The organism is Paraburkholderia dinghuensis (genome assembly GCF_003837865.1).
Lineage (GTDB): Bacteria > Pseudomonadota > Gammaproteobacteria > Burkholderiales > Burkholderiaceae > Paraburkholderia > Paraburkholderia dinghuensis.
This window is the reverse complement of the sequence record NZ_RQIS01000003.1, coordinates 95,112-109,398: the sequence shown is the minus strand read 5'-3', so window position 1 is coordinate 109,398 and position 14,287 is coordinate 95,112. Positions and strand designations below refer to the sequence as shown.

General features: G+C 64.3%; 13 protein-coding genes. 4 read left to right on the top strand and 9 right to left on the bottom strand.

Translation table 11 applies throughout. From position 1 onward, the window contains the following. Positions 1–32 precede the first annotated feature (32 nt). The 4 genes from ureC to ureG are packed head-to-tail and all read left to right on the top strand — an operon-like array spanning position 33 to position 3,696. Positions 33–1,739: an urease subunit alpha gene (gene ureC, locus D1Y85_RS05115; RefSeq protein ID WP_124149962.1), complete on the top strand. Its 1,707-nt coding sequence runs from the start codon at positions 33–35 to the stop codon at positions 1,737–1,739. Between the two features lie 38 nt (positions 1,740–1,777). After that, positions 1,778–2,374, top strand: coding sequence for an urease accessory protein UreE (gene ureE, locus D1Y85_RS05110; protein WP_124149961.1), 597 nt, complete (start codon positions 1,778–1,780; stop codon positions 2,372–2,374). After that, the gene (locus tag D1Y85_RS05105) at positions 2,361–3,041 is read left to right on the top strand and encodes an urease accessory protein UreF (RefSeq protein WP_124150196.1); all 681 of its coding nucleotides are present in this window, start codon (positions 2,361–2,363) and stop codon (positions 3,039–3,041) included. Before ureE ends, D1Y85_RS05105 begins: the two co-directional genes overlap by 14 nt. 13 nt (positions 3,042–3,054) lie before the next feature. Then, positions 3,055–3,696 carry an urease accessory protein UreG gene (ureG, locus tag D1Y85_RS05100; RefSeq protein ID WP_124149960.1) on the top strand — a complete coding sequence of 214 codons (642 nt, stop codon included), beginning with the start codon at positions 3,055–3,057 and terminating at the stop codon, positions 3,694–3,696. 169 nt (positions 3,697–3,865) lie between these two features. Here the strand turns inward: ureG and D1Y85_RS05095 are convergent, their stop codons facing one another. From D1Y85_RS05095 to D1Y85_RS05055, 9 genes are all read right to left on the bottom strand, one after another. Further along, positions 3,866–5,374, bottom strand: a complete 1,509-nt coding sequence (locus D1Y85_RS05095) for a glycosyltransferase family protein (protein WP_124149959.1) — start codon at positions 5,372–5,374, stop codon at positions 3,866–3,868. Positions 5,375–5,509: 135 nt separating this feature from the next. Next, positions 5,510–6,415 carry a glycosyltransferase family 2 protein gene (locus D1Y85_RS05090; RefSeq protein ID WP_246024788.1) on the bottom strand — a complete coding sequence of 302 codons (906 nt, stop codon included), beginning with the start codon at positions 6,413–6,415 and terminating at the stop codon, positions 5,510–5,512. 309 nt (positions 6,416–6,724) lie between these two features. Beyond that, entirely contained in the window at positions 6,725–8,104 is a 1,380-nt protein-coding gene (waaA, locus tag D1Y85_RS05085) for a lipid IV(A) 3-deoxy-D-manno-octulosonic acid transferase (protein WP_124149958.1), read from the bottom strand. A gap of 70 nt (positions 8,105–8,174) precedes the next feature. Beyond that, positions 8,175–9,059, bottom strand: coding sequence for a Kdo hydroxylase KdoO (kdoO, locus tag D1Y85_RS05080; protein WP_124149957.1), 885 nt, complete (start codon positions 9,057–9,059; stop codon positions 8,175–8,177). A gap of 205 nt (positions 9,060–9,264) precedes the next feature. Further along, on the bottom strand, positions 9,265–10,266 hold the full coding sequence (gene waaC, locus D1Y85_RS05075) for a lipopolysaccharide heptosyltransferase I (protein ID WP_124149956.1): 1,002 nt from the start codon (positions 10,264–10,266) through the stop codon (positions 9,265–9,267). A gap of 147 nt (positions 10,267–10,413) precedes the next feature. Then, positions 10,414–11,550 (bottom strand): TadG family pilus assembly protein, encoded by a 1,137-nt coding sequence (locus D1Y85_RS05070; RefSeq protein ID WP_185218911.1) that lies wholly within the window; start codon positions 11,548–11,550, stop codon positions 10,414–10,416. Positions 11,551–11,635: 85 nt separating this feature from the next. Then, positions 11,636–12,103, bottom strand: coding sequence for a TadE family protein (locus D1Y85_RS05065; RefSeq protein WP_246024787.1), 468 nt, complete (start codon positions 12,101–12,103; stop codon positions 11,636–11,638). Between the two features lie 159 nt (positions 12,104–12,262). Then, positions 12,263–13,243 carry a type II secretion system F family protein gene (locus D1Y85_RS05060; RefSeq protein WP_124149953.1) on the bottom strand — a complete coding sequence of 327 codons (981 nt, stop codon included), beginning with the start codon at positions 13,241–13,243 and terminating at the stop codon, positions 12,263–12,265. 47 nt (positions 13,244–13,290) lie between these two features. Then, a complete protein-coding gene (locus D1Y85_RS05055; protein ID WP_124149952.1) occupies positions 13,291–14,268 on the bottom strand; it encodes a type II secretion system F family protein in 978 nt (325 codons plus the stop codon). Positions 14,269–14,287 lie beyond the last annotated feature (19 nt).

The window sequence follows — 14,287 nt, the reverse complement described above, 5'->3', positions numbered from 1 at the left end:
CCGACGCGACGCACATTCATCAGGAATCCGACATGACATTGAAAATCGGCCGCCGCGCCTACGCAGAAATGTTCGGTCCGACCACTGGCGACCGCGTGCGGCTCGCCGATACCGAACTTCTCATCGAAATCGAGCGCGATTACACCGTCTATGGCGACGAGGTGAAGTTCGGCGGCGGCAAGGTGATCCGCGACGGCATGGGCCAGTCGCAACGCCTCGCCGCCGAAGTCGCCGACACGGTCGTTACGAACGCGGTGATCGTCGATCACTGGGGCATCGTGAAGGCCGACATCGGCGTCAAGGATGGGCGTGTCTGGCGCATCGGCAAGGCGGGCAATCCGGACGTGCAGCCTGGCGTGACAATTCCCATCGGCGCCTCGACCGAAGTGATCGCGGGCGAAGGGCTGATCGTGACCGCGGGCGGCGTCGATTCGCACATCCATTTCATCAGCCCCCAGCAGATCGACGAAGCGCTGGCCTCGGGCGTGACGACCATGCTCGGCGGCGGCACGGGCCCCGCAACAGGCACCAACGCCACGACCTGCACGCCGGGTCCGTGGCACCTGGAGCGCATGCTGCAGGCCGCCGACGGCTGGCCGATGAACCTCGGCTTTCTCGGCAAGGGCAACGTGAGCCAGCCACAGCCCGCCGAGGAGCAGATCGCCGCGGGCGCGATCGGCCTGAAGCTGCACGAGGACTGGGGCTCGACGCCCGCCGCCATCGACAACTGCCTCACCGTGGCCGACGCCACCGACACCCAGGTCGCCATCCACACCGACACGCTGAACGAAGCCGGCTTCGTGGAAGCGAGCGTGGCGGCGTTCAAGGGTCGCACGATCCACACGTATCACACCGAAGGCGCGGGCGGTGGCCACGCGCCCGACATCATCAAGGTGTGCGGCGAGCCGAACGTGCTGCCCTCCTCGACGAATCCCACGCGCCCGTACACCGTCAACACGCTCGACGAACATCTCGACATGCTGATGGTCTGCCATCACCTCGATCCGTCGATTGCGGAGGACATCGCGTTCGCCGAATCGCGCATCCGCCGCGAAACGATCGCCGCCGAAGACATCCTGCACGATCTCGGCGCGCTGTCCATGCTTTCTTCGGATTCCCAGGCGATGGGCCGCGTGGGCGAGGTCATCATCCGGACGTGGCAGACCGCGCACAAGATGAAGGTCCAGCGCGGCGCGCTGCCCGAAGACACCGCGCGCCACGACAACTTTCGCGTCAAGCGCTACATCGCGAAGTACACGATCAATCCGGCCATCACCCACGGCATCGCGCATGAGGTGGGCTCGATCGAGCCGGGCAAGTGGGCCGACCTCGTGTTCTGGGAACCGGCGTTCTTCGGCGTCAAGCCCTCGCTCGTGCTCAAGGGCGGCATGATCGCGCTCGCGCAGATGGGCGACCCGAACGCGTCGATCCCTACACCGCAACCGGTTCACTATCGCGAGATGTTCGCCACGCGCGGGCGCGCGCTCGCGCAAACCTCACTCACGTTCGTCTCGCAGCTCGCGCTCGAAAAGCGTGTTCCGGAGCACTATGGCCTGCAAAAACGCGTGGTGGCCGTGCGCCATTGCCGCAACGTGACGAAAACCGACATGATTCACAACGCGTACCTGCCGTCGATCGGCGTCGATCCCGAGACTTATCAGGTCGTCGCGGACGGCCAGTTGCTCACGTGCGAGCCGGCCGCGGTGCTGCCGATGGCGCAGCGTTATTTCCTGTTCTGAACGCACTTGAGATTGAGAGCACCACGGCAAGGACTGACATGCGCACGATCGACAAACGACTCAATGCGAAGCTCGCGCCGGTTCTGGTGAAGCGCGCGCCAACGCTCACGTTGCCCTATGACGTGCGCTGCAAGAGCCGCTTTGCAGCCACGCTCGACACGGGCGAAGAGGTGGGGGTTGTGTTGCCACGCGGCACGGTGCTGCGTGACGGCGACATGCTGGTCGCCGACGACGGCGGCCTCGTGCGCATCATCGCCGCCGGGCAAAGCGTGCTGCTCGTACGCTCGCCCGACCGCCTCACGCTCACGCGCGCCGCGTATCACCTTGGCAACCGGCACACGCCGGTCGAAGTGGGTTCAGACGAACTGAAGCTCGAATCGGACCCCGTGCTCGAAGACATGCTCAAGCGCCTTGGCGCGCACGTGGAGCGCGCCACGCTGCCGTTCCAGCCCGAAACGGGCGCCTACGGCGGCGGACACAGGCATGGCCACGACGACACGTTCGTCGAAGACTACGCACTGGCGCAACGCGTGTTCGACGAGCATCACGGGCATGCGCATCCGCACGATCACGAGCACCATCATGGCCCCGGCTGCGGACCAGGCCACGATCACGACAGCCATGCGCATCGCTGATCTCACGGCGCTGCTGCATCTCGCGTCGCCGGCGTTGCCGATCGGCGCATTCAGTTATTCGCAAGGGCTCGAAGCGGCCATCGATGCACACCTGGTCGTGGGCGCCGACGACGCCGCGCGCTGGATCGAAAGCGGCCTCTCGAACGTGCTCGCGCAAGGGGAGCTACCGTTCGTCGCGCATCAGATGGAGCGCTGGCACGCACACGATGCCGCGGCGCTGATCGAAGCGAACGCGCAATTCATTGCGAGCCGCGAATCGGCGGAACTGCGCCGCGAGACGGCGCAGATGGGCTGGTCGCTGCGTCAACTCTGCGCACAGCTCGAATGGGGTGACGCCGCGCGGCGCGCTACGCTCGAACACATGACGCCAGTGGCACAACCCAGCGCGTTCGCATACGCGGCCAGCGCTCACGACGTCACGCCCGAGGCGGCACTCGCGGCCTACGCGTTCAGTTGGGTCGAAAACCAGACGGCGGCGGCGCTGAAGGCCGTGCCGCTCGGCCAGCTCGCGGGACAGCGGATCATTTTCGCGCTGCGTCCGCTGATCGAAAAAGCTGTCACGCGTGCGCTCGCCACAACGCCCGACGCACTCAATACCTTCGCACCGCAGCTCGGCATTCTCTCGGCGCGACACGAATCGCAATACTCCAGACTCTTCCGCTCTTGACCTCGCCATCCCCATGAACATGCACGCATACAGAAGCCGGACGAAGAAACTGCCGCCGCTGCGCGTCGGCGTCGGCGGGCCGGTCGGCTCCGGCAAGACCACGCTGCTCGAAATGCTCTGCAAAGCGATGCGCGAGCGCTACGACCTCGTCGCGATCACCAACGACATCTACACGAAGGAGGACCAGCGCCTCCTGACCGTAGCGGGCGCGCTCCCGGCCGAGCGCATCATGGGCGTCGAAACCGGCGGCTGTCCGCACACGGCGATCCGCGAGGACGCGTCGATCAACCTCGAAGCCGTCGACCAGATGCTTACGCGATTTCCCGACGCAGATATCGTGTTCATCGAATCGGGCGGTGACAATCTCGCGGCCACGTTCAGCCCCGAGCTATCCGACCTCACGATCTACGTGATCGATGTGGCGGGCGGCGAGAAGATTCCACGCAAGGGCGGGCCCGGCATCACGAAGTCGGACCTGCTCGTCATCAACAAGACCGACCTCGCGCCGCTCGTCGGCGCAAACCTCGATGTAATGGCATCGGATGCGAAGAAGATGCGCGGCGAGCGTCCGTTCGTGATGTGCAACCTGAAGGTGCTGGACGGGCTTGATCAGGTGGTCGCGTTCATCGAGGAAAAGGGTTTGCTCGTGGCGTGAACAGCACCCACCTCGATGGCCATCAGTGAACGATGAGATACAACCCGCAAAGGATTAGCACTGCACCCGTTAGCTGCGCGAACCCGGCATGTTCGCCAAACACGAGGATTCCCACCAGATCCGCATCATGCGTCACAGCCAACGAGCCGTGCGGCCAGACACGCGCCGTTCACTCGTGATGGCACGATTGCGTTTCATACACGGACCAGTCGTGTTCCGTCGTCAAGAGAACGACCCGGCAGTCCCGATTGGCAAAGAATCCATCAGGTATCGGCGACGTATGCCGGACGAAGAAGTAGCGATACAGCCAGCCCTGGTGCCTGTTCCAGTCGAAGGTCTTGAAGAACGGCGTGGGCGCCACGTCCGACGGACGGACAGCGGGAAGCGCATTCAAACGGTAGCGGACAATCGTATTCGGGAACGAGGCTGCATTGAAGTCGACAAGCCCGCGGTGATCCGCCTGGTACCAGAGCGCGAAATTTTCGTAGATGACGCCATTTCCGGCTGCCGGACTGGCCTTGTCGAATACCACGTTCAGAGCACGCTGAGCGGGTTCCACCTTCGTAGCGATGATGTCGAAATCCGCGCTTTCCAGCGCAAAGCGCATTGCACGCAAACCTTGCGTGTATAGAAACGCTACGCACACCGCAGCGAGTGCAAATTCAGTGAGTGTCGCCAGGCGGCGGGCGGCTTGACGATCTTCATCGGGCGGGCCGGCGCACCGGAAATTCAATGCATAAAAGGGAAGAAGGAATAGCGCGAACCGGTGAAAGAGAAAGAACGTGTTTATGGCAAACACGGGCACAAAGAACAATACCAGCACGACAATCGCGAGTGGCACGCACGCCATGCCTCGCCCGCTCCACCTGGCGCTCATGCTGAACGGCGCGGCCAGCATGAACACGGTGGCGGCCGGCATCCATGCGGCTGGCGCAATTCCCCAAGGCAAGGTAGTTGCGCTGACAAGCCGCACGAGCGGATTGATGCCCCATATCACCTTGAACGGATATATCGGCATCAGGTCGACGCCGCGATGCAGGAATCCGTACACGAAGCATAGGGCGGCCAGCATCACATACGGCCAGACCAATCGGCCGACACGCCGCCAGTCGCGGTAATTGCCGACGAGGAGGAACGCGGCTCCGATGGCACTCACGAACAGGAACACCAACCCGTGCGAGAAGAACAGAGCGACACCGAGGAGGAACAGGACGATGCCCCTCCTGAAGGACGGCTGCTCCACGTAGTCGAGCGCAGTGAGCAGAAAGACCATTCCGACCGGGACGGCGACGAGATACGGAAAGAACCCATATTCGTATGCGAACCCGAAGAATCCCGGCAAGCACAGCCAGTCGAGGCGCTCGTCCGCGTGAAAGCGCCGTCTGAACGCGCACCATGTGGCAACGAATCCGTAGAAGGACAACGTCAACACCAGCTTGATTGCGGCTGCGACCGGCATGAGAAACGACAGCGCTGTAGCCAGCCCGTAAGCGAGCAGATACGGCGTGAACAGGTTGACTCTGAGCAGTTGCTGCCATGGCGACTGGCCGAGCAGCAAATCGTGCAGCATCGCAACTTGAGCGGCATGTTGAGGCAGATCGCTCATCGGCGGATGTGGCGCGAGCCAGAACAGCACGCCGCCCGCGATCGTGATCGCGAAAAAGATCGCACGAAGCAAGATTCGCGTCGCGTCGACAGGAGAATCACACGGCTGACCTGTATATGGGATCCGCATCGAAATCCTCTTGAATTCCCGGAGAATATTTTCTTCGCGGCTCATGCTGACACGACCGCGAATCCGGCTCGCCCCCGGTCACACTTCGTTCCGAACGTATGTTTCGCGATATACCCGCCGATCACGCCGAGAAACAGTAACTGCAGTCCGCCGAGAGAATACATTGGAGTCACAGTGGATGCCCTGCCCGGTACGCTCCGGCCGGTAAACAACGGGATGGATAGCGCCCGAATGCCGAACGTCAGTGACGCCATTGCGAGAACGCCCCCCACATAGGTGCTCCAAAGCAGGGGGTTTGGTCGAAAAGCACGCTACGCCGTCCGATGCAAGTGCGATCATCTTGATCAGTGGATATTTGCTTTTGCCCGCGAAGGGCGCGTGGCGGTCATATCTGACGATCGCGGCGCGGAAACCCAACAGCGGGACGATCCCGCGCAGAAACAGGTTCACCTCGCGAAAACCACGCAGTTCATCGATGGCCCGGCGAGTCATCAGCCGGAAATCGGCGTGGTCCTGGAGAATTTCGACTCCGAATTGCCACAGCCGCCGGTAGTCATTACGCGCACTGAATCGCTTGAGAAAACTATCGGTGTCGCGTCGCTCCCGCACACCGAAAACGATTTCGGCGCCGTTGTGGAATTCGGCGATCATTCGGGGAATTGCGACAAGATCGTCCTGCAGATCAGCATCGAGACTGATGAGGAAATCGCCCTCGACGGACAACAAACCCGCAAGCAACGCATTACGGTGGCCGTACTTGCGTGAAAGCGTGATGGCGTGCACGCGGGAGTGAGCCGTGTGCATGTCCTGGATTACCGCCCACGTATGATCGTGAGAGCCGTCATCGATGTACGTTATGCCGCTCGCCTTGTCGACTATCCTGTCGCCGACGAGTTCGTCCAGAAGATCGAGCAGGCGCCGCGTCGTTTCGGGCCGCACTTCATCTTCAAAGAAGCATGGAATCACCAGGTTCAGCGTGACCATACCGCCCCCGAATTGGATATCTGTTTTACTTTCTTGTCATGTTGCTCGTCCAGCAGGAATTGCGCAGGCGCCGGACAGGAAATCGACATTGGCACCCGGTTTAATACTTGTGATTCCGCTAATTTGCGCGAGGTGATATCCCGAACCGATACCGGGATCTGTCCACATTGGAAACAGAACCTGGAGTATTTTCGAGCCTGCGCAGTGGCACGTATGATTGCCAGCGCACCTTCGTGCGACAAAAACTGAAGCCGTGGCCGTGCCACGACATCTGAACTGCTGTGGAAGCCGGCGTGGATGAGGCCTCGATTACGGCCCGTCGAGCGACGATTGGGAAGAGGCGGATTCCGGCAACAACGCCATCAGCACGTCGACCGTGCGCTCCGTCGCCCCGCGATGGCGCGCCGCGAACGCGGCCGCCGCAGCGCCCATTGCCACGCGGCGTGGTTTGTCGTTGAAAAGTTCGCGCAGCGTGCTCGCGAGACCAGCGGGATCGGGTACCTGCAGCGCAGCGCCTGCAGCGACGGCATCGGCGGTGGCCTGCGTGAAGTTGAACACGTGCGGGCCGATCAGCACGGGCACGCCCACAGCGCACGCCTCGATCAGGTTCTGGCCGCCGAGCGGCAACAGGCTCCCACCGATGAACGCGAGATCCGCCGCCGCGTAATACGCGCCCATCTCGCCCATCGAATCGCCGAGCAGCACATTCACGTCCTGGGGCAACGCGCGCGGTGCAGCATGCGCCGATGCGGCTGCGGCACTTGCCGCGTCTGCCGCCTCACCCGAAACCGCGCCCGCGGACGCACTCGTCGCCCATTGCGAGCGACGCACGAGCTTGAGATTCCTGCGCGCAACGAGCGCCGCCACTTCGTCGAAACGCTGCGGGTGGCGCGGCACGAGAATCAGCAGGGCGTCGTCCACGCCGAGCGCCGCGAAAGCCTGCAGCACGAGTTCCTCTTCACCCTCGCGCGTACTCGCAGCGACCCAGACCGGCCGCGCACCGATCGCGCGTCGCCATTCGTGTCCGCGCGCGATGAGTCCGGGCGGGCTCGCCATGTCGAACTTCAGGTTGCCGAGCACCGCGACGTTGCGCGCACCGAGCGCCGTGAGCCGTTCGGCATCGGATGGACTCTGCGCCAGCACGCGCGCAAAGCCGCCGAACACCTCTTTCGCCGCAGCGCCGAACTTCGCCGCACGCCTTGCCGAGCGCGCGGACATGCGTGCGTTCGTGAGCACGAGCGGCACATCGGCGCGACGGCATTCGTCGATGAGCGTCGGCCACACCTCGGTCTCCATCACAAGCCCGAGCGACGGACGCCATGCGCGCAGAAAACGCCGCACGAGGTGCGGCATGTCGTAGGGCACATAGCAGCGCAGGACACGCTCGCCGAACAGTTGCTCGCCCGTCGCGCGCCCGCCCGGCGTCATGTGCGTGAGGAGGACGCGCGCGTCGGGACGCGCGGCGAGGAGCGCATCGACTAGCGGCTCTGCCGCGCGCGTCTCGCCCACCGATACGGCGTGAACCCAGATGAGCGGCGCGTCGTCCTCGGGCAGCCGCCCGGCCGAATAGCCGAAGCGCTCGCCGATATGCTCGCGATAGCCGCGCTCGCGACGCGAACGAATGAAGAGCCGCAGCACCGCGAGCGGCGCGACGAGCCACCAGACCGCACGATAGACGGCCCTCAGCATCGGGCCTCCGCCACCGCGCGACGCGATGGGAAAACCCGCGCAAGAAGCAGCGGAAACAACGCGTCCGGGCTCAAACGAGTTCCTTGCCCTTGAGGCGTTCGAGGATGCCGAGCGGCGCCCAGTCCGGATGCACCATGCCTTTGACGGGCAGGAAGAAGGTCTGCTCCATCATGAACTGGCCGGACATCACGGCGTGCGACGCGTGATCGGAGAAGCACACCCACACGCTGCCCGGAGGAAAACCGATGGTCTCTTGCGGAGATGTCTTCTGATAGTCGAGATCGGCCTTCATCTCGTCGTGCAGATGCAGCATCAGATGGTCGTAAGCGCTGCGCGGCGACTTCGTGATGTGCAGGAGATGCTGCAGCCACGCCGAGCCCGGCACCTGCGGCTTGATTTTGGGCAAGAAGCGCTGGGCCATGTCCTCGAACGGCTCGCCCACGCGCCACACGCGCGGCACGCCGTTCGGATTCACGTTCGTGAAGACGCGCAGAATGCGCTCGCCGTAGGTCGGACGCGACGGGAACGCGTCGACGTGCAGGCGCGAATCGTCTTTGCGCCACGACGTCTGGCGCGTCTCCACCTGACGCAGGCGCAGGCTCGTCGGCGCGACGCGCAGCTTGCCCTGGTACTCGGGGAAGAGACCATTGACGAGCGTGCGTGCGCAGGCCTGGTAACGCGCGACCAGCGCACGCACCGCGGACTGCGTGACCGCGTCGCCGAGCACGCCGTGCAGCGCGCCGCCGTTCGGGTCGAGGCTGATGTTCTTGCGCTTCGGATCGGCAATGGCCGCGTCGAGCAGCGCGCGCTCGCCGCCTTCTACCGCGAACGCCAGGTTCGGGAAATACAGCACCTTGCCCTGCTCGACGGCGTCGAGCAGCACCTTGCGCGGCTGCGAGAGTTGCTGGCCGTGCCAGTCGGCGGAAGTGACTTCAATGATCTGGGATTCTGTCATGGTCGCCCCTGAAAGCGATGGATCGGGTTGCGTAGCAAAGCAGTCACGCCTCGCGCGCCACATCAGGGCGCATCGCGGCGGGCCGCTCCCGGGAGCGCACGGCGTGCAGGGCACGCGCACGTGCGCGGCAATCCTTATACCTGTTGGCCCGGCCCGGCGTGTTGACCGGCAGCAGTGTACGGCGCGTCAAGGCGGTGCGCCCGTGTTACAGCAGCCCGAAACCCGCCAGCGCGGTTTTGACTTGCGCGAGCGTCGGCGGCTGCCCTTCCGTGCCGAGATTGACGACATCCTGCGACCAGTAGCCGCCCGTACGCCAGGCGGTCGCGAAATTGTACAACTCGACGGTCGGGCGCTTGAGCGCCGCCGCGATGTGCACGAGGCCCGTGTCGACGCCAACGGTCGCCGCCGCGCCGTCGATCAGACCGACGACGGCCGGAAGCGTCAGCTTCGGCGGCACGATGGCCGCCTCGCCGAACTCGCGTGCGAGACGCTCGCTGGTCGCGCGCTCGGCGTCGCTGCCCCACGGCAGCACCAGCGATACTCCGCGCCGCACCAGCGCCTGACCCAGCTCGATCCAGTGCGCGTCGGGCCATTGCTTGTCGGCGCGCGAGGTGGCGTGCACGAGCACGACGTACGGCACGGGCAGATTCAGCCCGGCGCCCGCCAGCGCCTTGGCGGCGAGGCCGGTATCGAGTCCGAAGTCGATGTCGTCGGTGGGCTGCGGCGCCGGCTCGTCCAGCGCGGCCGCGACCAGTTGCCGCGTGCGCTCGACAACGTGGGTGTGCGGCTCGATGGTGATCGAGCGGTCGTAGAAGTAGCGCGCGGGCCATTCGTAACCCGCGCCGTCCGTGCGATTGCCGAGGCCGACGAGCGGGCCATGGGCCCAGCTCGCGACCCAGGCGGTCTTGATGAGACCCTGGCAGTCGATGACGAGGTCGTACTTCTCGGCGGCGAGCGCGCGGCGGAATGCGCCGATCTCGCGCCAGTTCGCCGGCGAGAGAAGGCTCTTGCGCCAGCGGCGCAGCGAGAACGGGATCGCGCGGCGCACGCCATGCACGAGTTCGACGAGCGGCTTGAAGCTTTCCTCGACGAGCCAGTCGATCTGCGCATCGGGATGCCGCCGCCGGATGTCGGCGATCGCGGGCATGTTGTGGACGACGTCGCCAAGCGACGAGACACGCACGATCAGGATCTTTTGGACGGTCAAGACGGGTGGGACGGCGCATCTGCGCCGAAACAGGCGTTAAAGGTTCGTGATTTTAGCGCGAGCGGGGTGGAAAAGCGGGAAAAACAGGCGCGACGGGCTGGCGCCGCCGTGGCCGGCGCGCGCCAAGGTACGGAATGGGCTGCCTGTCTAATACCATTCGCTGCTGGGCACTCCCGCCAGCGTGGGGGGGGTCCACGCACCGTAGAAGACCGACGACACCGTGCCGCCTGCCCCCGTGCTGCCGGCTTTGGCCGGTACCAGATGCCCGATGATGCAATCGCCGCCGGCACCGTGGTTGCAAAGATTCGCCGGCGGATTGCAGTTCGTTAGATCCGGATTACCGTTGCTCTTGACGCCCGTAACGCACTTCCCATTGGACGCCACGACGTAGTCGATCTGAAACGTGGCGAATCCCTGGACCTGCGCATTCCCCGAAGTGCCGATCGCACTGTCCGGAACGACCGGCAGTAAGACCGTTCGCGGCGGTATGGCATCAATAGGGTACTGAGTACCGTAGACGGATGACTCGGCGCCTGGCTGCATATAGGTGTTCTGACCAACCGACAGCGAAAGAGGATTTCCGCTATCGATGAGGTTTCCAGCAGCGTTGGCACTATTGTAGTTAGTATAACTAAACGTCGTCCACTGTCCGGCCGTGTTCTGGCACGTCGACGTCGGGCTGGCACCGTATCCGACCGCGAACTCCGCGGTTGAAGCGACTCCCAGCGAGGTCCAGAGACAATTGCTGATGGCCATCGGGAAAAGGCTGCCAGGCAGCGCGGTTCCAGGCGCCGAGATGATAGCGATAGCCGTCGCGCTGGCGTGCAGGCTCGACACGCCGAGTAGGGGGGCGAGCAGCAGCGGCAAGCCCGCGCCGCTCGTCGGATTCAGGTTGACCGTCACCAACACGGCGGGCTTTTGGGTGCCGGTCGGGGCGTTGCTCTGCGTCAGCGATGTCGGAACCGTCGAAGGCTGGTTCGCCGGATTCACGTCCCAGTACCCCACCGCGACGGTCTGCGGCGTCACGACGGCCTGGCCATTGGCATAGTTGGCGCCGGCCGCGGCGTTCGCAGCGCTGGTCGCGGCCGCAGCAGCGGACGACCAGGTCGCCTGGGTGGCGCTGGCGACCAGTGGACCCGGCAACTGGATCGCGCCGGCAAGCGCCGCGGCGTCGGCCGCATTCTGCAACTCGTTGCGCACGATGACCCACCGCGCCACGTCGATCGTCAACGCGGCGCAACCCAGCAGGACAGTGAGAAACAGCGCAACCTGCACGGCGACCATACCTCTCTGGCCGCCCTTTGCGCGGCGGCGCGCAGGGTATCTGATCATGACTAGCCTCGCATGATGAGGAACATGGCAGTGACACCTACTCGCAGTTCATGGTGGTCGACGCATTGAGTGTCAGCAGGTTTTTGGACACCGAAGCCAGCGGATTGATCGACATCCCCAGGATCGTGCCCGACCCCAGGCTCAGCCCCGTGAACGGATAACTGACCGCAACGGTCAAGGACTGACCGGTGACGCTGCAAGGCGTATTGGTGACGCAGGACGTTGACGTCGGCGACGAGCACAACGTGAGGGTCACGGTCGCGCCGCTTGCCGGCGCAGGGCTGATCAGCATCCCTGAAAAGCCGTTTTTGGCTATGGCGGTGGCACTGGCGGGAGACATGTAGAGCGGAGCTCCCGTCGAGTCCTCGCCAAACGCAACGGCCTGCCGTGCCGCAGCGCGGCTCGCGTTCGTGATAACGGCCTTGTCGTAGAGGAGGAAGCCCGTTTCCATGATGCCGAACAGCACCAGCAGCAACAACGGCAGCACGAGGGCGAACTCGACCACTGCCACGCCTCGCTGCGCGCGACGCCGCCGCCCAGCCCCACCCACTCTTGCTTGTTTCGCCCGCGATCGATACGTCTGCACACTTGTTTTCGCGAATTCCATAAGTCCCCCCGAATGAATTGCCCATACAGGGCCTGGGTCTGTTCCCTTCGCCCCTTCCTAACCCCCACCCATCGCCGGAAGCAGCGACCGATAGATGTGCAGCATCGCCGGCCCCATCAGCACCACCATCAGTGAGGGAAAGATGCAGAACATCAGCGGAAACAGCAGCTTCAGCGCAATCTTCGCGGCCTGCTCTTCCGCGCGCATGCGTCTGCGCACGCGCAGCGTGTCGGAGAGCACGCGCAGCGACGAGCCGATGCTCGTGCCGAAGCGCTCGGCCTGAATCAGCATCGTGGCAAACGAGTCTATGTCCTCGACGCCGGTGCGCAGCGAGAAGTTGCGCAGCGCCTTTTCCTTCGAGAAACCCGAGCGGATTTCAAGCAACAGCAGTTCGAGTTCGTCCGCGACGTCGGGGCTGCGCAGGCGCACTTCCTCGGCCACTTTCATCAGCGCGGCATCGAGGCCGAGGCCCGCTTCGACGCAGACCGTCATCAGGTCGATGGCGTCGGGAAAATCTTCGAAGATCGTGCGCTGACGCGCCTCGACTCGACGCGCGACGATGACATTCGGCAGGTAATAACCCACCGCGCCGAGCGCGACGAGCAACGCCGTAAAGTTGAGCGTGCTGGTCGACGTGGGCGAACCGAACAGCCAGATCGCCGCAAGCAACGGAAGCACCAGCGCAAGCACGGTTTTCGCGGCGAAATAGATAGCGCCCGCGCCCGGCGCGCGCCAGCCCGCGTTCATGAGCCGCACGCGCAGCGCTGACCCTTCCCAGCCCTCCTTCGGCACCGAGAGCTTCGAGATCGGCCGCGAGAATTCGACGAGCCGCTCGAACCACACGTTGCCGTCTCCCGCACCAGCGTCGCTGGCGTTGCCAAAGCGCGAATCGACGGGTGCGGCCCCCGGCTGGCCGATCCGGTGGCTCAGGTCACGCGACGCGACGAAGTGCATCGCCGCGAACGCAAGCGCAAATACGATGACGAACACGCCGCCTAGAAGCAGCATCGAACTCATGCTTATGTGGAAAAGGTCCATCGTCGTTCCCCGTTGCTTTTGCGTTGCTTTTGCGTTACTGCGCGCGACTACACGCGAATCGCGATCGTGCGCCGGATCCAGAACACGCCGAGCACCATCAGCAGGGCCGCCGTCTGGACGACGCGCAAACCCGCCGGGTCCTCCCACAGCACATCGAGAAAGCCAGGATTGATCATCAGCATCAGCCCCGCGGTCACGAACGGCAGCAGGATGAGCACCCACGCCGACATCCTGCCCTCGGCCGACAACACCCGCACCTTGTCGAACAGCTTGAAGCGCTCGCGCACGAGCGCCGTGATGCTGTCCAGCAGCTCTGCAAGGTTGCCCCCGGTCTCACGCTGGATCAGCACGGCAATCACGAAGTAGCGCAAATCGTGGATCGGCACGCGCTGCGCGAGATTCGTGAGCGCGTCGTTGAGCGACAAGCCGTAGTTGATCTCGTCGAACGTCACCCGGAATTCGCCGCCCATCGGCTCGGGAAACTCGTCGCCGACCATCTGGATCGCCGCCGCGAATGCGTGCCCGGCGCGCAGCGAACGCGCGAGCATGTCGCACGCATCCGGCAACTGGCGCTCGAACTGATACAGGCGTTTCCCGCGGCGGCGCCGCATGTAGAGCACGGGCAGCATCGCGGACAGCGCCGCTGCGAGAATCACGTAGTCGAACCGCACGGGCGACAGCGAGCCCACGGCCACGACGACGAGGGGAATCACGGCGCAAAAGCCGAGCAGTTGCCCCACCGACCAGGTCAAGCCCGCCTGCTGCAACTGCCGCGTAACCGTCTGCACAAGCGCGAGCTTCGCGAGTTTGCGGCGCAGCGGCGAGGCGTTCTCGTGCGCGCCCCGCTTGAGCATCGAGACCGATTCGCGCGGCGCGCCGTTAGCCGCCGACACGGACCGGATACGCGACTCGAGCCGACGCGCGGCGGGACCATGACGGCTGTTCCAGAACTCCCAGGCACCCTCGATCGCCATCACCACGGCGACGAATACGAGGATGATCGAGGCGTAGAAGATCGAACTCATGCGTGTCTCCAGTCACACC

What these genes read in the sequence shown, in the direction of transcription:
- ureG (WP_124149960.1), top strand. Translation starts at nt 3,055, where the DNA reads ATGAACATGCACGCATACAGAAGCCGGACGAAGAAACTGCCGCCGCTG.
- D1Y85_RS05070 (WP_185218911.1), bottom strand. Translation starts at nt 11,550, where the DNA reads ATGGTCGCCGTGCAGGTTGCGCTGTTTCTCACTGTCCTGCTGGGTTGC.
- ureC (WP_124149962.1), top strand. Translation starts at nt 33, where the DNA reads ATGACATTGAAAATCGGCCGCCGCGCCTACGCAGAAATGTTCGGTCCG.
- ureE (WP_124149961.1), top strand. Translation starts at nt 1,778, where the DNA reads ATGCGCACGATCGACAAACGACTCAATGCGAAGCTCGCGCCGGTTCTG.
- D1Y85_RS05090 (WP_246024788.1), bottom strand. Translation starts at nt 6,415, where the DNA reads ATGGTCACGCTGAACCTGGTGATTCCATGCTTCTTTGAAGATGAAGTG.
- D1Y85_RS05105 (WP_124150196.1), top strand. Translation starts at nt 2,361, where the DNA reads ATGCGCATCGCTGATCTCACGGCGCTGCTGCATCTCGCGTCGCCGGCG.
- D1Y85_RS05055 (WP_124149952.1), bottom strand. Translation starts at nt 14,268, where the DNA reads ATGAGTTCGATCTTCTACGCCTCGATCATCCTCGTATTCGTCGCCGTG.
- waaA (WP_124149958.1), bottom strand. Translation starts at nt 8,104, where the DNA reads ATGCTGAGGGCCGTCTATCGTGCGGTCTGGTGGCTCGTCGCGCCGCTC.
- D1Y85_RS05060 (WP_124149953.1), bottom strand. Translation starts at nt 13,243, where the DNA reads ATGGACCTTTTCCACATAAGCATGAGTTCGATGCTGCTTCTAGGCGGC.
- kdoO (WP_124149957.1), bottom strand. Translation starts at nt 9,059, where the DNA reads ATGACAGAATCCCAGATCATTGAAGTCACTTCCGCCGACTGGCACGGC.